This is a genomic window from Enterococcus sp. JM9B (assembly GCF_009933265.1).
Classification (GTDB): Bacteria; Bacillota; Bacilli; order Lactobacillales; family Enterococcaceae; genus Enterococcus_C; species Enterococcus_C songbeiensis.
The window spans coordinates 17,704-41,342 of sequence record NZ_MAEK01000038.1 but is presented as its reverse complement, the minus strand read 5'-3'; the positions used below and the strand labels follow the sequence as shown (position 1 = coordinate 41,342).

Below are 23,639 nucleotides of genomic sequence, written 5' to 3'. Positions count from 1 at the left end.
TGTAATGAGATGATTATATACGTAATGAACCATCACAACGTATGCTAGGACTATCAATAAAGAAAGAAATGGAGGAAATCATTGTGGAAACATCCGTTGTGATTGAACAAACAAAAAAACAAGAAAAAATTCGTGCACGAAAAAAGAAATGGGCGCAGATACGAACCAATAAATGGTTGTATGCGATGGTCCTACCCGGTGTGTTATATTTTGTTATTTTCAAATATATTCCTATGACCGGACTTGTCATTGCTTTTCAAGATTATCAACCATTTTTAGGAGTCATGGGGAGTCCTTTTGTCGGTGTTAAACATTTTATGCGGTTATTCACGGAAGACACTTTCCGTTTACTGATGCAAAACACGCTGGCTGTCTTTGGTTTGAATATCGCATTTTCTTTTCCTTTCCCTATCATTTTGGCATTGATGTTGAATGAATTGCGCCAAGAAAAATTGAAAAAAGGCATTCAAACAATCATCTATTTGCCTCATTTTATGTCATGGGTAATCGTTGTTTCGATTTTTTATGTGTTACTGACAACTGAAGGCGGCGTGATCAACAACTTAATTGAAGCACTTGGCGGCGAACGAATTTCCTTCCTAACAAGCCAAACGTGGTTGCGGCCGATGTATATCTTCCAACAAATGTGGAAGGGCGCTGGTTGGGGGACAATCGTGTACTTAGCAGCCATCACAAATGTAGATGAACAATTGTATGAAGCAGCTGAAATGGACGGTGCCGGAAAATTACGGAAAATGTGGCACATCACATTGCCTTGTATCCGACCAACAATTGTTACCTTGCTGATTCTAAAAATCGGAGATGTGCTGGAGCTTGGATTTGAGCATATGTTCCTATTAATGAATTCAATGAACAGAGAAGTAGCACAAATTTTTGATACCTATGTGTACACAGCCGGTATTCAAAATGGACAGCTGAGCTATTCCACAGCAGTTGGTTTGTTTAAAGGTTTAGTCGGACTGCTCCTCGTAGTTATGGCAAATAAATTAGCGAAAAAAGTCGGCGAAGACGGCGTTTATTAAGAAAGGTGACACAAAATGACCCTCGAAAAAATCAATAAAATGAACGATGTGTTAATCGGGATTTTAAAAGTTGCCTATTTGAATCTATTGTGGCTGGTGTTTACTTTACTGGGATTGTTTTTTTTCGGCATTGGTCCGGCAACCTATGCCATGATGAAATACTATGACCGCTGGTTGCGGTTGAAAGAAGCTTTGCCGGTAACAAAAAGTTTCTGGCGTTTTTACAAAGAACGCTTTCGTCAATCCGTGGTAATCAGTTGGATCTATTTAGCTGTATTCGGTATTTTGTGGGTCAATTTGTTTTCATTGACTCAGTGGTACTTGCAGGCGGCAAATGTTGTGATTCTGGTGGTGGTTTTATTTTCACTGACGCATGTTTTTACTGTCATGGCAGCGACAAGTTTTAAAAAGATTTGGGAAGTTTTGCGGGGAGCAGCTTTGTTGGGATTGGGGTATTTGCATTACACCATCATCAGCTGGACCGTTATTCTTGGTGGGTATGTACTTTTAGCAAGAACCGCACCGGCAGTCGTTTTTCTTTTTGGTGTAGGTGGAGCAGGCTTTATTTTAGGCATAGCCGGAAAATTGATTTTGGAAGGATTCATGGAACCAGAGGAAGTACCAACAGAAATATAAACAAAGCACACAGATTTATTAATGGAGGGAACAAGGTGAAATTATCAGAAGTTGCACTAAAAACAACCATGGAACGCTATCCATCACTGCCGGAGGTCAAACGCTATCACGGTAAATGGTCTTATGACTTTGGGGTTGTCTTAAAAGGGATTCAGGCGGCCTATCAGCAAACTAAAGAGGAAAAGTATTTTAACTACATTCAAGAGACCATGGATTTTTTCATCCAGGAAGATGGCAGCATCAAAAACTATTCCTATGAATCTATGAATATTGATTACGTCAATAACGGCAAATTATTGTTCCTGCTGTATCAAGAAACCGGAGCAGAAAAGTACAAAAAAGCATTGGATACCTTATTTGACCAATTGCAACATATGCCTCGTACCTCAGAGGGAGGATTTTGGCATAAAAAAATCTATCCATACCAAATGTGGTTAGATGGTTTATACATGGGAGCCCCTTTTTACGCAGAATATCTACTGACCTTTAAAAATGGAGAAGGTATGGAAGATGTTATCAAGCAGTTTGAGCTGTGCTATCGCCACACACTAGATGAAACCTCCGGGCTGCTTTATCATGCCTGGGATGAAAAGAAAGAACAATTTTGGGCAGATCCCAAAACTGGTGTATCACCGAATTTCTGGGGACGTTCAATGGGTTGGTTCATGATGGCGCTAGCAGATACGATGACTCTTTTAGAAGGAGAACAACAAGCAAAACTGCAAACCATGTTTATTGATTGTTTGACTGCATTGCAAAAAGTACAGGACAAACAAACCCATACGTGGTATCAGGTTTTGGATCAAGGAGCACGACACGGCAATTATTTAGAAGCCTCTGCTTCCAGCATGATTGTTTATGCAGCAGCAAAAGCATTGAAGGCTGGCTTGCTTGAAGAAAACTGGCGGGACTTTGTTGAAAAAAGTTATCAAGGTCTAGTGGATGAATTTGTTTTTTATACGGAAGAAGGCTGGATTAATTTGATCCGCAATTGTGAAGTCGCCGGTTTAGGAGGCGAGGACAAACGAGATGGTTCTTTCGTCTATTACATCAGTGAACCGATCATCACCAACGATTTCAAAGGCTATGGGGCATTCTTACAAGCAACAGTAGTTATGGAACCATTGAATCAATAATTGGAGGCTTGAAAAATGGTACAAACAAAGATTACAGATTTTGGTGCAACAACAGATGGAACGCTGGTCACAAAAGCAATCCAGCAGGCAATTGATCACACTGCCGCACAAGGTGGCGGTCGGGTCAGTGTACCGGCGGGAAGATTTTATACCGGTGCTCTTTTCTTAAAAGACAATATCGAGCTGCATTTGATGAACGGTGCAGTGCTGGTATTTTCGGACGATCAAGCAGATTATCCAGTAGTAACTTCTCGATGGGAAGGCGTGAAGCAGGAAGTATATGCTTCTTGTCTTTATGCAGAAAATGCCCGCAATATTGCGGTCACTGGCTTTGGAACTTTAGATGGTAATGGACAGAAATGGTGGCACGTGTTTCGAAATGAGCGGGAAAGTCTGCGCTATCCTCGTCCAAAACTGATTAGTTTTGATTCCTGTGAACGAATTACCTTGAAGGATTTTCAAGCAATCGATTCACCAAGCTGGACGATCAATCCGATTCTTTCGGAAAATATCACCATTGACAACCTCAGCATCAAAAATCCAGCTGATTCCTCGAATACAGATGGAATCGATCCGGAATCTTGCAAAAATGTCCGCATCAGCAATTGCAGCATCGATGTCGGTGACGATTGTATTGCGATCAAGGCAGGGACCGAGGATACGGCACAACGGGTTTCCTGTGAAAACATCACTATCACAAACTGTACGATGGTCCATGGTCATGGCGGTGTGGTTTTAGGTAGTGAAATGAGCGGAGATATCCGCAATGTCACCATCAGTAATTGTGTGTTTCAAGAAACCGATCGTGGCATACGGTTAAAATCTCGACGGGGTCGTGGGGGAATCGTTGAAGATATCCAAGTAAGCAATATTGTCATGGACAATGTCATCTGTCCTTTTATTTTGAACTTGTATTATTTCTGCGGTCCTCGAGGCAAAGAAAAATATGTATGGGATAAAAATCCGTATCCAATCACGGAAGAAACACCCATGTTCCGTCGAATTCATTTTGCCGATATCACTGCAAGAAATGTTCACGCTTCCGCTGGATTTATCTATGGACTGGCTGAACAATTTATTGAAGACATTACTTTCCACAACATTCATTTGTCTATGGCGCAACAAGCAATTCCAGGCCGTCCGGCGATGATGACGGGAATTGAGGATATGACGAAACAAGGCTTTTACCTTGGTTGCAGCAAAAATATTTTGTTTGACCGAGTAACGATGGAGGGCTGTGAAGGTCCGGCATTCCACATCGAAAACAGTCAGGAAATCGAAATTGTTCATTGCCGTGAAAACGGCGAACCAATCGTTTATGAAGAAGGCGTGACGGTTGACAACTAGAGAAAAACTCGTGGCATTTTTGGGAACACCGCTGACGGTAGAACCTAAAGCGCAACGATTGGAAAAACAGGTTTTTGAAACGTATACGTTAGAAACACTGCAACTGACGTTGAATACAGTAGAGACCGTACCTGCCTATTTCGCCTATCCTAATCAGAAAAAAGCGGCACCTCTTGTACTGTTCAACCATTCTCATGGAGGAGATTTTACACGGGGAAAAAACGAGCTGCTTCACAGTAGTGCGTATCTGCAACCGACTTCTTTTTTGGAAACCTTGATTGACGAAGGTTATGCCGTAGGGTGCATTGATATGTGGGGGTTTGGTGAGCGACAAGGAAAAAAAGAAAGTGAATGGTTCAAGGAATTTCTGGTCAAAGGTCACACACTCTGGGGCATGCGCCTGTTTGATAACCAACAGTTTTTGACGTATTTGCTGCAACGACCGGAAGTTGATGAAACCCGGGTCGGCACGATTGGGCTGTCGATGGGGGGATTAATGAGCTGGTGGTTGAGTGCAATTGATCAGCGAATCACCTGTTGCGTGGATCTTGCTGGACAGGTTGATTTGGTGGCATTGATCGAGCAGCGGGGATTGGATCATCATGGCTTTTATTATTATTTGCCGGGAATTTTAACGGCCTTTCAAACGATTGATATTCAACGGCTGATCCTTCCCCGTCCGCGATTAAGCATCGTGGGGCGGGAAGATCGCATGTGTCCGGCAAAAGGAGTCGCATTTTTAGATGACCAGTTGAAGGAAGCCTATGCTGCCAATGGCGTGCTGCCAAATTGGCAATCCTTGCAGTTAACGGGAGGACATCAGGAAACAAAGGAGATGCGAGAAGCATGGAAGCACTTTTTCCGAAAATGGCTGTAACAACGAAATATATTGGATCAGCAGCTTTTTGTGATTATCCAACAATCACAGCAGCTTTTCAAAAAGCACATTCCCATACGATTTTTTATCTATTGCCGGGAATTTATCAGGAAACACCACGACTGTATGGGAAAGAAATCCAGGTGATCGGTTTGGGGGAAGTCATCATTGAAGGCAAACTTTCCGCAAGGCAAAAAGATGCAAACGATAAGCCGTTAGGTACTTTTCAAACAGCAACTTTTTTCGTAAATGGGGAAGAAATTCTTCTAAAAAATTTGACGATTCGAAATGCCGCAGGTCCCGGTGAATGTGTCGGACAAGCCGTTGCTCTTTATCTTGAAGGCACGAAAATCACGGTGGAAAATTGTCACCTGCAAGGACATCAGGACACCCTTTGTCTAGGCCCCTTGCCGGAAAGCGATAAACATGGACGACCACTTCAAAGTCCATGGCGAGAAAAAATTTATGAGCAGCAACAGACGCGGTTTATCCAGTGTGAGATTGAGGGCACAGTTGATTTTATTTTTGGCGGTGGCAACGGACAGTTTATGCACTGCCTGTTAAAATCGCTGAAACGTGTGGATTCCGACACGTCCAATTATTTGACCGCAGCTTCCACTTGTAAAGGACAACCGGGATTTGTTTTTGAAAACTGCGTTGTAGTGGGTGAGCAACCTTACTTTTTAGGTCGTCCGTGGCGGCCGCACGCAGCAACCCGCTTTTCCCATTGTTTTTTTGATAAAAAATTAGCGCAAGAGGGGTGGGAGGACTGGAACAAACCGGAACAACGGCTGACCAGTCGTTATGCAGAAGAAAATTGCTGGTATGAAGCTTCCCCGAAAAGAGCAGCATGGATTACCTTCAAATCTAAGGAGGACAAACAAGATGAATCGTAAAATCGAAAAGGGATTGGGAATCGTCGGGATGGTGTTAGTGACACTTTTTCTGGGAGGATTTTCCGTCGTCATGAACCAGTTATCCACAGAAAGCTATCAAAAAATTTTTCAACCGGTTTTCAGTGAGGTAGTAAAAAATCTTTCTGTCGATGAGGGCATTCTATTATTTAAAACGCTGGGAGCCTGGTTTGCCATAACCATTGTCGTAGTCCTATTCGTAGGAGCGGCAGCCAGTTTGTTCATCACAAAAAATAAATACCCGAAATTAGCGGGAATTTGCTATTTCATTGCAGGACTTGCCGCATTGATTGGGAGTCAATTACTGGCTTTTCCTTTTGCCTTTTTATTCTTTGTAAGTTCAATATTATGTTTTTTCAGAAAGGATACTCTCAATGGTACAAACAACAATCAAGAACCCCATTCTGCGTGGGTTCAATCCTGATCCGAATATTTTACGGGTGGAGGACACGTATTATTTAGCCGTTTCATCTTTCGAATGGCTGCCGGGAATTCGAGTGTACACTTCTAAAGATCTGGTTAATTGGGAACATGAAACAGATATTTTGACCGACCAGGTGGAGTTGCAGGGCAATCCGCAAAACGGCAGCATTTGGGCACCGCAGATCAGTTATTGCGATGGACTGTTTTATTGTATTTATACGGATGTCAAAAGTACCCGTCGCCCCTTCAAAGATTGCCATAATTATTTGATTACCGCACCCAGTATCCATGGTCCTTGGCAGACACCAATTTATTTAAACAGCAGCGGATTTGATCCTTCCTTGTTTCATGATAATAACGGGAAAAAATGGCTGTTAAATGAAATTTGGGATTATCGAATGACCACTGGGAATAAATCAGCGGGGATTGTTTTACAAGAATACGATGCAAAAAAAGCTTGTCTAGTTGGTCCCGTACACAAAATTTTTGATGGGACACCATTGGCAAAAACAGAGGCACCGCATCTTTATCGTTACGGCGACTATTATTATTTGATTACAGCAGAAGGCGGAACCGGGAAAGATCATTCTGTTACAGTATGTCGTTCGAAAACACTCACAGGTCCGTATGAAGTTGATCCTGACTATCCCATGCTGACAGCCAGCGACAAACCGGATTCACCGTTACAATGTTCTGGACACGGCAGTATCATCCAAACGCCCCAAGGAAAATGGTACATGGCTTACTTGACTACCCGTCCACTGCTGGGTGCGGCGATTCTTGGCAGAGAGACAGCAATCCAAGAAGTCGTTTGGACAAAAGAGGGTTGGTTACGTTTAGCCAGTGGGAAAAATGCACCAGAGCTTACCACTACAATCGAAACAGCAGAACCCGTCACGCAAAAAATTCAAACGGATTTTTCTGATAATTTTAGCGGAAAATTAAAAAAAGAGTGGAACACTTTACGGATTTTGGCGGAAGAGACATGGTGTGACCTTCAAAGCCGACCAGGTTATTTACGCCTATCTGCCGGCGAATCGCCACAATCGTTATTTGACCACCATATTTTAGCAATTCGACAAAAAGATTTTGCCTTCGAAGCAAAGACCCGAGTCGATTTCGAGCCGCAAACTTTCAATCAAATGGCAGGCTTGCTCCTTTATTTAAATGATACCAACTATTTATATGCGTATGTGACTTACGAGGAGAATCAGGGGAAAGTGTTGCGTTTCATGCGTTGTGAAAATGGCGAATGCCATGTATCTGAAACAGCTATACCATTAACAGAGGCAACAACTTGCTTAAAAGTATCCGTCAATGGTCCGACCGGAAAATTCTATTATCGGGAAAATCAGAAAAATAATTGGCTGCCTCTTAATGAAGTACAGGACTTGTTATTTCTTGCCGGTGGGTTTACCGGAAATTTTGTAGGAATTGCTGTTCATGATATGGACAAAAAAGCTGGTTGTTTTGCTGACTTTGACTTTTTTGACTATCACGGGAATGACAGCGAATAAATAGTTATTTTAATCGGATGGAAAAGGATAATCAATTCTTATCATTGAGCACATAGAACAGGGAATAAACCAATGAATAAAGCGATTTCATCATGTTAAGAATTGATTATCGACTTATTCTAAATAGAAGTGTACCATTTTTAGTGTAATTGAATGCGCTGTCAAAGGTGTTCGAAATAATAATTCATTCTAAAGGAGCGAAGAAATATGTTAAAGAAAAAAAATTGGGGCAAAGCTTTGGGCGGGTTACTTCTAGCTAGTCTAGTTTTAGCAGGCTGCAGCGGAAATTCAGGAAATGAAGCAAGTGGAAAAGATTCGGAAGGAAGCACAAAAGATTCTGTTTCATGGATGGCCATGCTACATACACCAACACCTCCGGCCGGTGATATCGAAAATAAATTGGAGGAATATACCGGCGTAGATATTGAATTTAACTGGGTTCCAGATGCATCAAAAGATGAACGAATCAATGCAGCCTTAGCATCTAATTCCTTATCAGACATTGTTTCATTAACACAAATCTCTAGTACTACTGTTCGAAATGCGTTAGGTTCCGGCATGTTCTGGGATGTTGAACCTTATTTGAAAGATTATCCGAATTTAGCAAATATTTCTGAAGATCGATTGGAAGCATCACGAATCAAGGGACATATTTACGGTGTGCCTTTCCAAAAACCGATTGCCCGTTATGGAGTTTTAGTAAGAAAAGACTGGTTGGAAAACTTAGGTTTGGAAACACCAAAAACATTGGATGAATTGCGGGAAGTGGCGCAAGCCTTCACCGAAAACGATCCTGATGGTAACGGACAAAAAGATACTGTCGGTTTTGTTGAGCGAAATGAATCCTTCAATGTTGGTTTCCGTTCATTGACTGGGTACTTTGGCGCCGGCAATCATTTCACTGTGACAGAAGAGGAAGAAGTCATTCCATCCTTCATGCAACCTGAATACAAAGAATCGATGGAATGGTTCCGTGATATTTATGAAAACGGCTGGATGAACTCTGACTTTACCGTTATGGCGAAAAATGATCAAAAAGATTATATTGTTCAAGGAAAAGGCGGAATCGTTATTTCCGGATTGCAGGAAGTCCGCAACTATGTAAACGATGCTAAAGGAACCGATCAAGAACATATGGAATGGGAATTGATCAATGACATGACGTATGGTGACGTAGAACGTCGAATTCTATCTGATACCAACGATGGTATGGGCGGATGGCTATCAATTCCAAAACAACAAGTAAAATCAGAAGAAGATTTAAAAGTTGTTTTGCAGTTCATCAACGATTTGATGGATGAAGAGCCTTATACGCTGATGACACAAGGGGTTGAAGGGGAACATTTCCAAATTACCGATGATGAAGCCTACGAGCAAATCGATACGACGAAATGGCAACAAGAAGTACAACCATTTTCTTCTTCTCGCCCGTCTGAATTGGTAACGACCTTTAAATCAACCGATTCTTATGCCAACTTAGCAAACAAAAAAATTGCCGAAAACGAAGAATTTGCTATTACGAATCCAGCACAACCATTGACTTCAGAAACTTATGATACACAATGGTCAACCCTGATCGAAGGAATAGAAGATGCCTACTATAAATATATGATGGGTGACATCGACATGGACGGTTTCGACAAGGCGGTTGAAAACTTCCGCAACAGCGGTGGCGACACAATGATTAAAGAATTCACTGAAAGCTACAAAGAAAGTAAATAATCGATTTTTCTTAAACGTCAGCGAACTTGCTGACGTTTTTTTCTACGCTTTGAAAGCGTTTAGTACATAGAGTATACTAGCGTAAAAGAAGCTGTTTTTATGGGAGGTGCTGGCAATGGAACAAGTGGTTGTTAGTAAAAATGATGAGCTGTTGCAGGCGTTAAGGAGACAATCAGATGAGATCTTAATTACCGGAGATTTAGCCGATAGGATCCATCAATTATTCCAGCAACAGTTAAGTGATGAGGCACGTATGGGAGTAGAATTAGGCACTCAGGGAAGCGCGACACTTGTTGAGCCGGTGTTGAATCACTTGCTTGGAAGTTTTAAAGGTGTAACAAAGGAAGACACAGCGATAAATAAACAGCTACTCACTTTGTATAAATTGAAAAGAAAGCAGCCTAAAATTGCTTTGGTCCGCTTGAAACAGTTGGAATATTAGAATGAATCAATTATACAAAGAGAGAAAGCCCAATGCTGAATTAGCATTGGGCTTTCTTACTAGGATATATATGGAAAAAAGGGGGAGCGGATTAAGGAAGCTTGATCACTAGTTCTGTTTCTTTGTCGAAGAAGTGACCTTTACTAATATTGAATGCCAAGTTGATGTTTTCGCCTGGTTTATGGAAATCTCGAGCGTCAACTTTAGAAACAAACTCTGTTTCGCCAGTTTTTGTATACAACATGGATTCAGCACCAAGCAATTCAGAAACGACGACTTGAGCGTTTACTGTTGCTTCTGGTGAAGCTTCAATAGCGATTTGTTCGCTATGGATATCTTCTGGACGAATACCAAAGATAATTTGTTTGCCTTCATAGCCTTTTTCAACTAGGACTTTATTTTTTCCTTCAGGAATACGTAATTTCAAACCAAAACCGTCTGTGATAACGCCTTGATTTAGTGTTACGTTAAAGAAGTTCATTGCAGGTGATCCGATAAAGCCGGCAACGAAAACATTTACTGGTGTATCGTAAACTTGTTGTGGTGTGCCGATTTGTTGGATAAAGCCGTCTTTCATGATAACAATCCGGTCAGCCATGGTCATTGCTTCTGTTTGGTCATGGGTAACGTAAATTGTTGTTGTTTCCAAACGTTGGTGTAATTTAGCGATTTCAGCACGCATCGCCACACGCAATTTTGCATCCAAGTTAGATAAAGGTTCATCCATCAAGAAGACTTTTGCATCACGCACGATGGCACGTCCAAGAGCTACCCGTTGTCGTTGTCCACCAGATAAAGCTGCGGGTTTACGATCTAGATATTCAGTCAAGCCTAAAATTTCAGCGGCATTTTCTACCCGTTTTTTGATATTTGCTTTGTCGTATTTACGCAATTTAAGTCCGAAAGCCATGTTATCATACACGGTCATATGTGGATATAATGCGTAGTTTTGGAATACCATGGCGATGTCGCGGTCTTTTGGAGCCACATCGTTCATGACTATTTCACCGATACTTAATTCACCTTCTGTGATATCTTCCAATCCAGCGATCATCCGCAAAGTTGTTGATTTTCCACAACCGGAAGGACCAACGAAAACGATGAATTCGCGATCTTGGATGTTTAAATTGAAATCGGTAACAGAATAGTTTTCTGCGTTGTCATATTTTTTATACACGTGATTCAATGCCATTTGTACCATAAAAAATTCCTCTTTTCTTTTTCTTATGGGTTAACTATAAATGAAAGCGCTCCACAAGGTAAGTGGCAAAGTGCACAAAAACCAAAAGAAATTCTTGTGCAGTTTGTTGAAAGCCTTTTATCTAAAAATACAAAAAGAAATGAAATGGAAAAAATCCATCTCATACAATTAATCAGCGGTGAGTCAATTAGTTGCCACACCTGCGGATATCATTGATAATAAAAGAAGGACTTGAAAATAATTAATAAAAGTATATTTGACTATTAATAAAAATAGCAGTAGGATAGCTGTGAGTTTAAGTCTAATTTACTTTTATTGAAAGAAGGAGTTTTCTTATGACGACGATCTATGATTCAAACGCGTATTTAGAAAAAATCGATGCTTGGTGGCGTGCAGCCAATTTCATTTCAGTTGGTCAATTATATTTGAAAGATAATCCTTTATTGAAGCGTCCTGTAGAAAAAGACGATTTAAAAGTCCATCCTATTGGACACTGGGGAACGATTGCTGGTCAAAATTTTATTTATGCCCACTTGAACCGAGTTATCAATAAATACAAACTGAATATGTTTTACATCGAAGGACCGGGACACGGCGGACAAGTGATGGTTTCAAATGCTTATTTAGATGGTAGTTACACTGAAATTTATCCTGAAATCACCGAAGATGAAGCAGGGTTGGCGAAACTTTTTAAACAATTTTCCTTTCCGGGTGGGGTAGCATCTCATGCGGCACCAGAAACTCCTGGATCCATTCATGAAGGTGGCGAATTAGGTTATTCAATTTCTCATGGTGTCGGAGCAATTTTGGATAATCCTGATGTTATTGCAGCAGTTGTCGTAGGGGACGGGGAGTCAGAAACTGGGCCGTTGGCGACAAGCTGGTTTTCCAATACATTCATCAACCCAGTGAATGACGGGGCAATTTTGCCGATTCTTTACCTCAATGGTGGAAAAATTTCCAATCCTACGATTTTAGCTCGTAAGTCAGATACAGATTTACGGAAATATTTTGAAGGAATGGGTTGGGATCCACTTTTTGTTGAAGGAACAGATCCGGAGAAAGTTCATCCGATCATGGCAGAAAAATTAGACAAAGCCATTGAAAAAATCAAAAAAATTCAAGAATTTGCCCGCTCCAGTGTGGCGGAAAAAGCAGAAATGCCTCAATGGCCTGTGCTGATCGTCCGAACACCAAAAGGCTGGTCAGGACCAAAAGAATGGGATGGCGAACCCATCGAAGGTGGTTTTCGTGCTCATCAAGTACCGATTCCGGTTGATGCCGAACACATGGAACATGTTGATGCATTGACTGATTGGCTGAAGTCTTATCGACCAGAAGAATTATTTACACCAGAAGGAAAATTAAAACCAGAACTTAAAGAATTGGCACCAAAAGGTAATTACCGGATGGCGATGAATCCAATTACGAATGGCGGATTAAATCCTCGTCCGTTGAAAGTGACGGATTGGAAAAAGCATGCCATTGATACCCGCACACCGGGAGCGGTCACTGCACAAGATATGATTGAATTTGGTAAATTTGCGAAAGATTTGATTGTTGCCAATCCGGATAATTTTCGGATTTTTGGGCCAGATGAAGCCAAATCCAATCGTTTGAACAAAATTTTTGAAGTGACCAACCGCCAATGGCTGGAAGCAAAAAACGATGCTTATGATGAATGGATTTCTCCTGTTGGTCGAGTAATTGATTCGCAATTATCCGAACATCAAGCAGAAGGCTTTTTGGAAGGGTACGTTCTAACCGGGCGGCACGGATTCTTTGCTAGTTATGAAGCCTTTTTGCGAGTGGTAGATTCCATGATTACCCAACATTTCAAATGGTTGCGAAAAGCCAAAGAGCAAACGTGGCGAAACCATTATCCTTCCTTGAACTTGATAGCAACGTCAACCGTTTTTCAACAGGATCATAACGGCTATACTCATCAAGATCCAGGGATTTTGACCCATTTAGCTGAAAAGAAAGCAGAATTTGTTCGAGAATATTTGCCAGCAGATGCAAATAGTTTGATGGCGGTGATGGCGGAAGTTTTGAGCAGCGAAGAAAAAATCAATTTGGTGGTTTCTTCAAAACACCCTCGTCCACAGTTTTATTCGGCGGAAGAGGCAGAGGTTTTGGTCCGAGATGGCTTGAAAATTATTGATTGGGCATCAACGGACGGAGACAGTGAGCCGGATATCGTGATGGCTGCTGCTGGAACTGAACCTAATTTGGAAATTTTAGCAGCAATTACTCTCTTGCATGCAGAATATCCAGCGTTGAAAATTCGTTTTATCAATATTGTCGACATTTTGAAATTACGTCATCCATCAATTGATCCGCGGGGCTTATCTGATGAAACGTTTGATACCTACTTTACGAAAGACAAACCGATTATTTTTGGCTATCATGGTTATGAAGGCATGATTCGTGATCTATTCTTTGATCGCCACAATCATCGTGTGCATATTCACGGATATCGTGAGAATGGGGATATTACCACACCATTTGATATGCGGGTCCTTTCTGAATTGGATCGTTTCCACCTTGCACAAGATGCGGCAACCGCTGTCTACGGAGAAAAGGCTGGCGAGTTTGCTCAAAAAATGACCGATCAATTGAACAAACATCATGATTACATCCGGACGTATGGCGTTGATCTTCCTGAAGTCAATGAGTGGCAATGGCAGTTGAAATAAGGAATAGCTCTGGTAATTTGCGAAGCCAATAAAAAAATAGAAGCGGGCTCCTATCGATAATGGATAAGGGCCCGCTTTTATGGTGTATTTCTGAAAAAATTCGTTGGCACTGTGCGTCATTTTACTGTATCAACTCCAACCACCAAAGAGAGTGATTAGAGCGACAACTGCAACGGCAAGTGCAAAGACGATGCTTGACCACAGACTGACCAGCAAAAAGGAAGAAGTTGCCTCATTTCCTTGTTTCTTTGTGTTGTCTAGCGTTTGTTTGGTTGCCCAAAGTTGCCAAACAGCCAAAACTAAAAATGCTGCACCAATAAATTTGGTAAACATAAACCCATCTCCTCGTCACCGATTATAGTCCTTTAATCTCCCGTTGCAAGGAACGGGGGTTGATTGGAAGAGGGAGAAAAAAACTTCTGCTAAAAAATCTTTGAGATTTTTTGACAGAAGTTTTTTGTTTAGATTTTTTCTTTTCGTTCTTTTAATCGAGTCTTGCGGGTTTTTCCAATCACTAATGGAATGGTTTCATATTTTACTTCACTGTACTCAAGTCCAAACCATTTTTGGGGACTGATGGCATGGCTTTTAATGAATAATTTTGCCTGCATGATCTGCCGTTCCCAGTGGTCCAGCACTGTGTTGTTGGATAATTCTTCTTGAATCAGCACAAATTGGAAATCACCCACTTCACGACCTGGGGTCAGGGAGTAACGTTGGGGTTGTTTTGGTAAGCGTCCATCTTTCATTAAATCATGGATAATCTGGCGGATATAGACGTTGACTTCCTGTTTGCTACGAAAGCCTAGGAAAAATTTGACCTTCACGATAAAATCAGTTCCCATTGTATCAACTTCAAATTCTTGAGTAAAGGGTTCATCCGTGACTTCCACGTTGACGAACCAATAGACATTGGCACGTTTTGGTTGCTTATCTAAAATTGAATAGACAAATTGTCGACCCACCATGTCTCCTTCAATACGTGGCACTAAAAAGACGACATTCGTTTGATAAATCGGGATACTATTGTCATCCTTTAATGCCGCAAGCTGCGGAAGATACTCTTTTAAATCGACCTCTTCGGCAACTTTTTCTTGAATGATATTTCCTCGTTCCCAAATCGTCATTAAGACCAAAATGACAAGGGCGATGGCAACTGCGACAAAACCACCACGGAAAAATTTTGCCACGCTGGATAGGAAGAAAATCGATTCAATCAAACCGAAAAATAATGTCGTTAGTAGTGACAAGATGCGGGAACGACCACTTTGAACCAAATAGAAATACAAAAGAATTGTCGTCATCAGCATGGTCACAGTAATTGAAAGTCCGTAGGCTGCCTCCATATGAGAAGAGGTGCGGAAGGTCAAAACAATCAAGGAACAGGCAATCCACAAAATTAAATTGACCGCTGGAATGTACATTTGACCGATTGATTTTCCGGGATACATGATTTTCAATCGTGGCAATAATTTTAATTTGATGGCTTCAGATACCAAGGTAAAGGAGCCGGAAAGCAGCGCTTGAGAAGCAATGACCGCAGCCAATGTAGCAAAAATTACGCCGAAAACCATCCAGCCGGCAGGCAAGATTTGGAAAAAAGGATTCAGATGTTCGATTGCCTGCATTTCAGGATTTTGATATGCCTTCATCAACCAAGCCGCTTGACCAAAATAATTCAGAACCAGACAAATTTTTACGTAAGGCCAACTGATGCGAATATTTTTTTTGCCGACATGGCCCATATCAGAGTACAACGCCTCTGCTCCGGTAGTTGCCAGAAAAATATTTCCAAGAATAAACAACCCTAATTTATTTTCAGGACTGGTTAACAAACGTAGTGCATAAATCGGATTTAGTGCCCGAATGACTGAAAGATCTCCGCTGAAATTGATAATTCCTACCAATCCTAGAAACGTGAACCATAAAAACATGATGGGACCAAACGCTTTTCCTACAAAGTCGGTACCAAAGCGTTGAATCGCAAACAAAACAAGAATGATGACCAAGGTGATGATTACGATGATATTTTGATCCATACCAAAGCGATCGACAAAGCTTGGAATCCCACGCAAACCTTCGATAGCTGTTGTCACGGTCACAGCAGGTGTCAATACTCCGTCAGCCAAAAGCGCCGCGCCACCGATCATGGCTGGAACAATGATGTATTTACCGCTTTTTCGTACCAATGTGTAAAGAGAGAAGATCCCACCTTCCCCATGATTATCCGCATTTAGCGCAATCAAGACATATTTAATCGTTGTCAGCAGTGTAAGAGTCCAAAAGATCAGTGAAACTGCCCCCAAAATAAAATCAGGATTAATGCTTTTCAAGCCGCCGTTTTCTTCCACGATGGCCTTCATTACATATAACGGACTCGTCCCAATATCCCCATAAACCACGCCCATTGCTACCAAAAGGCCAGCAAAGGATGCTTTGTTCATTTTTTTTGTCATCCCGACATCTCCTTATTCGTATGAATGTATGAATTTTTCTTAGCAGAAAAATTCATTTGATTCTCATACCGTATATCATTCCACTAGAGTACTTGGAAAAAGTGGAACTGACATCCTTATTCGTATGAATGTATGAATTTTTCTTAGCAGAAAATTTCATTTGATTCTCATGCCGTATATCATTCCACTAGAGCACTTGGAAAAAGTGGAACTGACATCCTTGTTCGTATGAATGTATGAATTTTTCTTAGCAGAAAAATTCATTTGATTCTCACGCCGTATATCATTCCACTAGAGTACTTGGAAAAAGTGGAACTGACATCCTTATTCGTATGAATGTATGAATTTTTCTTAGCAGAAAAATCCATTTGATTCTCATGCCGTATATCATTCCACTAGAGCACTTGTAAAAAGTGGAACTGACATCCTTATTCGTATGAATGTATGAATTTGTTCTTAGCAGAAAAATTCATTTGATTTCACGCCGTATCCACCTTCCACTAGACAACGTGGAGAAGGTGAAAATAAATTTTAACCTTCCTATTGGTTCATTTGTTTTCAATAAATAGCAGAAAATTGACGAGAAGTGGCGTCTCTCAATACAGCCCATTATCGGAAATTGTGGTAGGGATGTCAATCATTTCTTACTTAAAAAAATAAAGGGCAAAAAAAATGAGAATTGTGACAAAATTCACTAGTTTTTTCGAAATAGGGATTGCTTTTTTTTTCAAATATCGTAAAGTAAAAAAAGCACGGATAAAGGAGAGAGATGAACAAATGCACACACCAGAAGAAATTATGGAATTGAGTATTCAGTACGGACAGAAAAAAATTCACAAGCCATTGCGGGCAAAGCTGATTTTAGGATTTATCGGGGGCGCAATGATTTCCTTGGGGTACTTGGCATATATTCGCGTTTCCGCATCAATTCCTGAAAGTTTAGGCAGTTTAACAAGTTTAGTTGGCGCTTCGGTATTTCCAATTGGGTTGTTGGTGATACTTCTTGGCGGTGGGGAACTGATTACGGGGAATATGATGGCAGTTGCAATCGCTTTTATGGATAAAAAAATTCGGTTGGCGGATTTATTGAAAAATTGGCTGATCATCACCTTTGCGAATGTCATTGGCGGAATTTTTGTTGCTTATTTCTTTGGACATGTCGTGGCACTGACGCATTCTGGTCCCTATTTAGAACAATTAATTGATCTTGCTCACCACAAAATCAATGTCACAACGATTCAAGCAATCGGCTCAGGAATTGGCTGTAACTGGTTTGTCGGCTTGGCTTTATGGTTGTCTTATGGTGCCAAAGATGCTGCTGGAAAAGTATTGACGATTTGGTTTCCAGTAATGATTTTTGTTGCGATCGGCTTTCAGCATAGTGTCGCAAACTGTTTTGTGATTCCGGCTGCAATCTTTGAAGGTCATGCAACATGGATGGATTTCATCCGTAATTTTATTCCAGTTTATCTTGGAAACATCATTGGCGGTTCAATTTTTGTTTCGGCATTTTATTATTTAAGCTACAAGCACTAATTCAAAAACGCTGCACCAATTACCGGTGCAGCGTTATTTTTTAGACAGTGATAAAAAGCGGCTCATAGCCAAGATGAGTGAGCATTTTTTCGAAATCATGAAACTGGATCATCAATGTCGTGGTATTGATATTTGGATGAAACCCCACTGTATCTTCTCGGTCGATCTCACGGTCAATTACGACGGTGATGCGATGTTCGTGATCATGGGGCAAGGCTAACGGGGTGACCGTACCTGCCGGAATTTTCAATAAATTGAAGAGATCTGACTCTGAAAGAAATGACAGACGTTTTTCAGATAATTCTTCTGCAATCAATGCCAGATTTGCTTGTTTTTCATCTGGCAAAATGACCAGATAGACTCCTTTACCCTTTTTTGCTTTCAGCACAAGATTTTTGACTTGCGGTCCGGGAAGCTCAAAGGGAACATTTTTAACTGAGGTGATTGCCGGATGATCCACCCGAAGATAGTTGATAGATAGCTGATTCAACAAATCATAAGCTTCTTTTTCAGTAGCAGTCATACACATTCCTCCAAAAAAAAAATTAAAAACAGTTGACATTTTGGTTAAATACAGGTAAATTGTTAACAACTTAATAATACGACATCGAAAAGAAGAGTAGCAAGTAAATTTGTTTTTAGAGAGTCTCTGGTTGGTGAAAAGAGATAACAGTTCCTGCGAAACACATCTTGGAGTCGAATTTCTGAAAAGAGTAGGAATTTCCGGGTTGGCCCGTTATAGCCGCAGTCATTGTTGGATGACTAGTTGAGATCAATCGCTGCGAAGCGTTGATAAAAAAAGGTGGAACCGCGTAATTTACGTCCTTTAGTCTTATGACTAAAGGATTTTTTATTTTTATGGGTTCAAAACTAGTGATGCAGTGACTGCAGGAGCTTCTCTTTGCGAAAAGAGAAGGAACTGAGGTGGAACCACGTAGTGAACGTCCTCTGGCACAATGCCAGAGGACTTTTTTTATTTTCGAATGTAGGAAAAACGCAAAATTTTGGAGGGAAAATCATGGAGTATTTAATTTCAGTTATGCCGCAAATTTTAAATGGAGCAGGAATCACCATTAAATTATTTGCTTTTACACTTTTAGGAGCCATTCCGATCGGGATCATTCTCGCATTTGTTTTAGCGAGTCATTTGCAGCCGTTCAAATTTATCGTACAACTTTATGTCTGGTTGATGCGGGGAACCCCTCTTTTGTTGCAACTAATTTTTGTTTTTTACGGGTTGCCATTAGTGGGAATCGTTTTTGATCGATTCGATGCAGCAGTGTTGGCTTTCGTTATCAACTATGCCGCTTACTTTGCAGAAATTTTCCGTGGGGGAATTCAGTCGATTGCGAAAGGGCAATACGAAGCCGCACAGGTTTTACGCTTGAGCAAAGGACAAACCATTACCAAAATCATCATTCCACAAGTAGTAAAGATCACGTTTCCTTCAGTAGGAAATGAAATTATTAATTTGGTCAAAGACACTTCCTTGGTTTATATTCTTGGCTTATCCGATGTCATGCGTTTGGGAAAAATCGCAATGGAACGAGATTCCACGTTACTGCCTTTAGTAGGTGTTGGTTTGGTTTACTTAGTAATGACCGGAGTATTTACCGTATTATTGAAAACAATTGAGAATAAAATGGATTACTACCGTTAGTCGGTCAGGATGTTAGGAGGAAAATCATGTTAGAGCTTAAAAATATTTCAAAGGCATTTGGCAATAAAAAAGTGATTGAACAATTAAATTTGACGATTCCCGATGGCAGTATCCTCGCAATCGTCGGACCTTCCGGCGGTGGAAAAACGACATTGCTGCGAACATTAGCCGGTTTGGAAACGGTAGATAATGGGGAGTTTTTATTGGATGGCAAAGCATTTGACCCGACAGCTTTGAACGAACAGGAGCAAGTTGTCGGCGTCGTTTTTCAAGATTTTCAATTATTTCCCCATTTGAGTGTCGTTGAAAATATCACGTTGGCACCAAAAATGGTTTTAAAGGAAAGCAAAGAAGCATACACCGAAAAAGCGCGGCATTTAGCAAAACAGTTAGGATTGGAAGAATTATTGGAACAATATCCTTTTCAACTTTCCGGCGGTCAAAAGCAACGGGTAGCCATCGCACGAGCAATGGCGATGAACCCTAAAGTATTGGCTTACGATGAACCCACCAGTGCCTTAGATCCTGAACTGCGGCAACAGGTGGAACGATTGATTTTAGATTTGAAAAAACAAGGTGTGACACAAATCGTGGTAACCCATGATTTGACGTTTGCGGAAAATATCGCAGACAATTTATTGCAAGTAAACCCAAATACAAAGGAGGAAACAAAATGAAAAAAATGAGTAAAGCAGCAAGCTGGTTGGTTGTCGGGTTAAGTCTGTTGAGTTTGGCAGCCTGTGGGAAAGGCAAAGAAGAAGCCAAAGATACCTCAAAAGAAGTTATTGTGGGGTTGGATGATACCTTTGTACCAATGGGATTTAAAGATGAGGATGGGGAATTAGTCGGTTTTGATATTGATTTGGCAAAAGCCGTTTTTGAAGCAGAAGATATGAAGGTCACTTTTCAACCAATCGATTGGTCGATGAAAGAAACCGAATTATCCAATGGCACTATTGATCTCATTTGGAACGGTTACAGTAAAACAGCCGAACGAGAAAAGAAAGTACTATTTTCTGATCCGTATATGGAAAATGACCAAGTACTGGTCACTCCAAAGAAAAGCAACATCACAACTTTTGACGGAATGAAAGACAAAACTTTAGGTGCACAGGAAGGTTCTTCCGGTTATAGCTTGTTTACAGATCAACCAGAAGTCTTGAAAGATTTGGTGAAAGACAACGATGCAGTCCTTTATGCAAGCTTTAATGAAGCCTTCATCGATTTGGAAACTGGACGAATTGATGGCTTGTTGATTGATAAAGTCTATGCAAATTATTACCTGACACAAAAGGACCAATTAGAAGACTACACCATCACAGAAGGACCATTTGAAAGCGAAGATTTTGCAGTCGGTATGCGTAAGGATGACAAAAAACTTGCAGATAAAGTCAACGAAGGGCTCAAGGAATTACAGGAAAATGGCGAATTTGCCAAAATTTCTGAAAAATGGTTTGGAGAAGATGTTTCGGTGAAGTGAGCAATAGGAATAGACAGGAGGCAGTGAAAGCTGTCTTCTTTTTTCTTCTTATTGAATAGTGTCTGCATTTCAAACGGCTCAAATCAAAAAACAAAACTTTTGTTCGCCTCTTTTTTTTTGTATAATGGGAAGTGATGAAATGAGGGATCGGTGAAATGGCACAAAAGAAACGCCAGAAAAAAAGAAAAACGAAAAAGCAAATGCAGCAGCAGGAAAAGTTGATTATGATTTTACTAGGTCTGGTCTTTGTTCTGTTGGCTGGCTTTGGTTTATTTAAATTAGGATTTTTAGGGACATTGGTCGCAAACGGGTTTCGGTTGATTGGTGGCAATACGTATCCATTGTTATGCCTTGCGTTGGCAGGGTATGGGGTATGGTTGATGTTGCGAACGACGGAAGCAAAGATTACGAATTATCGGCGCTTTTTTGGGGGAGTGGTTTTTTATTTGGGCATTTTGCTTCTTTTACATGCCCATCTATTCAGTAAATTACAAAGCAGTGACCCAAATATTTTTCAAACGACTTGGCAGGCATTGCTCAGTGACTTGCGAATCAATCAAGTAAGCCAAAATGTTGGCGGTGGACTGGTTGGGGCTCTTTTATATCAAGGTAGCTATTTTTTGGTCTCGCAAGTGGGAAGCTATCTGATTGCAGTGATTTTACTAGCGGTCGGCGGGTTCTTATTCAGTATGATGAGCGGTCATCAAGTTATTGATGGCTTGCAAGGGTTAAGCGACCGGTTGCAACAGCTTTTAGCAGAGGACCCGGAGAAAAAAGCTCAACGAGAAGAGAAAAAAGCGGCTAAGAAAGCAGAAAAAGAAGCCAAAATTGCGGCAGAGCGGGAAAAAGTTCTCGCTGAAATGAAAGAAAACGAAAAAAATCAAGTCCGTCCATTGGCGGAGGAGCCGGAAGAAAGTGAACCACTTGCTGAACCGGAGCAATTAAGTTTTGTTCCCATCGACAGCTTTCAGCAAAATATTCCGGCAGAAACGAAAGCAGAAACAAAAGCAGAGCCGACAACTGAAGTTCCGGAAGATGACGGAGAAGATTTGGATTTTGAAATTTCTGAAGAGGCAGAAGATCAGGATTATGAGTTGCCGACAGCAGTCTTGTTGGATACAATCCCTGCCACTGATCAAAGTGATGAATATTCAAAAATCGAACGCAATATCGGTGTGTTGGAAACAACCTTCAAAAGTTTTGGCGTGGATGCCAAAGTTGTCAAAGCCAGCTTGGGCCCAGCCGTAACAAAATTTGAAGTACAACCGGCTGTCGGGGTAAAAGTCAGCAAAATTGTCAGTTTAACAGATGATATCGCATTAGCACTGGCGGCAAAAGATGTGCGGATGGAAGCGCCAATTCCCGGAAAATCATTGATTGGGATTGAAGTACCAAACAGTACTGTCAGCACGGTTTCCTTTAGAGAAGTTATTGATGCTCAACCGCTACATCCAGATAAATTGTTGGAAGTTCCATTGGGTAGGGATATTTCCGGGCGAGTACAAACAGCCGATCTGACGAAAATGCCTCACTTGCTGATTGCCGGATCAACTGGGAGCGGGAAGTCAGTCGCAATCAACGGAATTATCACCAGTATTTTGATGCAGGCAAAACCCCATGAAGTGAAATTGATGATGATCGACCCTAAAATGGTGGAACTGAATGTTTACAATGGCATCCCCCATTTATTGACTCCGGTTGTGACGAATCCTCGGAAAGCGGCACAAGCATTGCAAAAAGTCGTAAAAGAAATGGAAGAACGTTACGAAAAATTTGCAGCTACGGGCGTCCGAAACATTACTGGATACAATGAATTGGTCATTGAAAAAAATCTTGAAGATGGCGAAAATCGTCCAATTCTACCTTTTATTGTTGTCATCGTTGATGAATTGGCAGATTTGATGATGGTTGCCAGCAATGAAGTGGAAGATGCAATTATTCGTTTGGCACAAATGGCACGGGCGGCGGGTATCCACATGATTTTAGCAACGCAACGTCCAAGTGTCGACGTTATTACGGGAATCATCAAAGCCAATGTTCCCTCGCGAATCGCTTTTGCTGTTTCCAGCGGTGTTGATTCTCGAACGATTATCGACAGCAACGGTGCGGAAAAATTACTTGGTCGTGGAGACATGCTGTATCTGCCGATGGGAGAAAATAAACCGATTCGGGTACAGGGCGCCTTTATTTCTGATCACGAGGTGGAACGAGTGGTTGAATTCATCACCAATCAGCAAGGGGCAAACTATGAAGAAAAAATGATGATTACGGAAGAATCAGCCGGTCCAAATCAACAACCTCAAGATGAACTCTACAATCAGGCAAAAGCTCTAGTAGTGGATATGCAGACTGCCAGCGTTTCTTTGCTGCAACGACGCTTTCGAGTGGGCTACAACCGTGCAGCTCGGTTGGTGGATGAATTAGAAGCTCATGGTGTGGTTGGTCCTTCAGAAGGTAGTAAACCTCGAAAAGTTTTGCTTGAACCAGAACTGGAAGAAAGTACCGATCCTTTGGAACCACAGTAAATCGCAAATACTGCAAGACGTTGTC

At 41.1% G+C, this 23,639-nt stretch carries 20 protein-coding genes and 1 other annotated feature; of the genes, 16 read left to right on the top strand and 4 right to left on the bottom strand.

The features are described from left to right. Positions 1-68: 68 nt before the first annotated feature. From BAU16_RS12340 to BAU16_RS12295, 10 genes are all read left to right on the top strand, one after another. Entirely contained in the window at positions 69-1,043 is a 975-nt protein-coding gene (locus BAU16_RS12340) for an ABC transporter permease (RefSeq protein ID WP_048603848.1), read from the top strand. Positions 1,044-1,058: 15 nt separating this feature from the next. Beyond that, positions 1,059-1,679, top strand: coding sequence for a YesL family protein (locus BAU16_RS12335; RefSeq protein ID WP_161527183.1), 621 nt, complete (start codon positions 1,059-1,061; stop codon positions 1,677-1,679). Positions 1,680-1,747: 68 nt separating this feature from the next. Beyond that, positions 1,748-2,815 (top strand): glycoside hydrolase family 88/105 protein, encoded by a 1,068-nt coding sequence (locus BAU16_RS12330; RefSeq protein ID WP_161527188.1) that lies wholly within the window; start codon positions 1,748-1,750, stop codon positions 2,813-2,815. 15 nt (positions 2,816-2,830) lie between these two features. After that, the gene (locus tag BAU16_RS12325) at positions 2,831-4,162 is read left to right on the top strand and encodes a glycoside hydrolase family 28 protein (RefSeq protein WP_161527182.1); all 1,332 of its coding nucleotides are present in this window, start codon (positions 2,831-2,833) and stop codon (positions 4,160-4,162) included. Further along, a complete protein-coding gene (locus BAU16_RS12320; protein WP_161527181.1) occupies positions 4,152-5,039 on the top strand; it encodes a dienelactone hydrolase family protein in 888 nt (295 codons plus the stop codon). The genes BAU16_RS12325 and BAU16_RS12320 overlap by 11 nt, the downstream gene beginning before the upstream one ends. After that, positions 5,009-5,935: a pectinesterase family protein gene (locus BAU16_RS12315; RefSeq protein ID WP_048603852.1), complete on the top strand. Its 927-nt coding sequence runs from the start codon at positions 5,009-5,011 to the stop codon at positions 5,933-5,935. Before BAU16_RS12320 ends, BAU16_RS12315 begins: the two co-directional genes overlap by 31 nt. After that, on the top strand, positions 5,925-6,377 hold the full coding sequence (locus tag BAU16_RS12310; RefSeq protein ID WP_048603853.1) for a DUF4064 domain-containing protein: 453 nt from the start codon (positions 5,925-5,927) through the stop codon (positions 6,375-6,377). The genes BAU16_RS12315 and BAU16_RS12310 overlap by 11 nt, the downstream gene beginning before the upstream one ends. Next, the gene (locus BAU16_RS12305) at positions 6,328-7,893 is read left to right on the top strand and encodes a glycoside hydrolase family 43 protein (protein WP_048603854.1); all 1,566 of its coding nucleotides are present in this window, start codon (positions 6,328-6,330) and stop codon (positions 7,891-7,893) included. The genes BAU16_RS12310 and BAU16_RS12305 overlap by 50 nt, the downstream gene beginning before the upstream one ends. Positions 7,894-8,100: 207 nt before the next feature. Continuing rightward, positions 8,101-9,615, top strand: coding sequence for an extracellular solute-binding protein (locus tag BAU16_RS12300; protein ID WP_048603855.1), 1,515 nt, complete (start codon positions 8,101-8,103; stop codon positions 9,613-9,615). 115 nt (positions 9,616-9,730) lie between these two features. Next, complete coding sequence (locus BAU16_RS12295; RefSeq protein WP_048603856.1) at positions 9,731-10,057, top strand: hypothetical protein; 327 nt, start codon at positions 9,731-9,733, stop codon at positions 10,055-10,057. Positions 10,058-10,148: 91 nt separating this feature from the next. On the opposite strand, the gene BAU16_RS12290 is transcribed toward BAU16_RS12295, so the two are convergent. Further along, entirely contained in the window at positions 10,149-11,258 is a 1,110-nt protein-coding gene (locus tag BAU16_RS12290; RefSeq protein ID WP_161527180.1) for an ABC transporter ATP-binding protein, read from the bottom strand. A gap of 335 nt (positions 11,259-11,593) precedes the next feature. Here BAU16_RS12290 and BAU16_RS12285 point away from each other — a divergent pair, with 335 nt between their 5' ends. Further along, positions 11,594-13,957 carry a phosphoketolase family protein gene (locus tag BAU16_RS12285; RefSeq protein WP_137605634.1) on the top strand — a complete coding sequence of 788 codons (2,364 nt, stop codon included), beginning with the start codon at positions 11,594-11,596 and terminating at the stop codon, positions 13,955-13,957. A 129-nt stretch (positions 13,958-14,086) separates the two neighbouring features. Here the strand turns inward: BAU16_RS12285 and BAU16_RS12280 are convergent, their stop codons facing one another. Continuing rightward, positions 14,087-14,290, bottom strand: coding sequence for a hypothetical protein (locus tag BAU16_RS12280; RefSeq protein WP_137605633.1), 204 nt, complete (start codon positions 14,288-14,290; stop codon positions 14,087-14,089). Between the two features lie 128 nt (positions 14,291-14,418). Next, positions 14,419-16,413: a KUP/HAK/KT family potassium transporter gene (locus tag BAU16_RS12275; protein WP_137605632.1), complete on the bottom strand. Its 1,995-nt coding sequence runs from the start codon at positions 16,411-16,413 to the stop codon at positions 14,419-14,421. Positions 16,414-17,190: 777 nt separating this feature from the next. Here BAU16_RS12275 and BAU16_RS12270 point away from each other — a divergent pair. Further along, positions 17,191-17,949 (top strand): formate/nitrite transporter family protein, encoded by a 759-nt coding sequence (locus tag BAU16_RS12270; protein WP_137605631.1) that lies wholly within the window; start codon positions 17,191-17,193, stop codon positions 17,947-17,949. A gap of 40 nt (positions 17,950-17,989) precedes the next feature. On the opposite strand, the gene BAU16_RS12265 is transcribed toward BAU16_RS12270, so the two are convergent. Beyond that, positions 17,990-18,472, bottom strand: coding sequence for a YbaK/EbsC family protein (locus BAU16_RS12265; protein WP_137605630.1), 483 nt, complete (start codon positions 18,470-18,472; stop codon positions 17,990-17,992). Positions 18,473-18,547: 75 nt separating this feature from the next. Continuing rightward, positions 18,548-18,779, top strand: a binding site (T-box leader). Positions 18,780-18,967: 188 nt separating this feature from the next. On the opposite strand from BAU16_RS12265, the gene BAU16_RS12260 reads away from it, so the two are divergent. The 4 genes from BAU16_RS12260 (at position 18,968) to BAU16_RS12245 (ending at position 23,614) form a co-directional block, all read left to right on the top strand. Continuing rightward, complete coding sequence (locus tag BAU16_RS12260; RefSeq protein WP_048604181.1) at positions 18,968-19,609, top strand: amino acid ABC transporter permease; 642 nt, start codon at positions 18,968-18,970, stop codon at positions 19,607-19,609. A 26-nt stretch (positions 19,610-19,635) separates the two neighbouring features. After that, positions 19,636-20,286: an amino acid ABC transporter ATP-binding protein gene (locus BAU16_RS12255; RefSeq protein ID WP_137605629.1), complete on the top strand. Its 651-nt coding sequence runs from the start codon at positions 19,636-19,638 to the stop codon at positions 20,284-20,286. A gap of 5 nt (positions 20,287-20,291) precedes the next feature. Beyond that, positions 20,292-21,089 carry an amino acid ABC transporter substrate-binding protein gene (locus BAU16_RS12250; RefSeq protein WP_371851518.1) on the top strand — a complete coding sequence of 266 codons (798 nt, stop codon included), beginning with the start codon at positions 20,292-20,294 and terminating at the stop codon, positions 21,087-21,089. 155 nt (positions 21,090-21,244) lie between these two features. Next, positions 21,245-23,614, top strand: coding sequence for an FtsK/SpoIIIE family DNA translocase (locus tag BAU16_RS12245; protein ID WP_137605627.1), 2,370 nt, complete (start codon positions 21,245-21,247; stop codon positions 23,612-23,614). Positions 23,615-23,639: the final 25 nt, after the last annotated feature.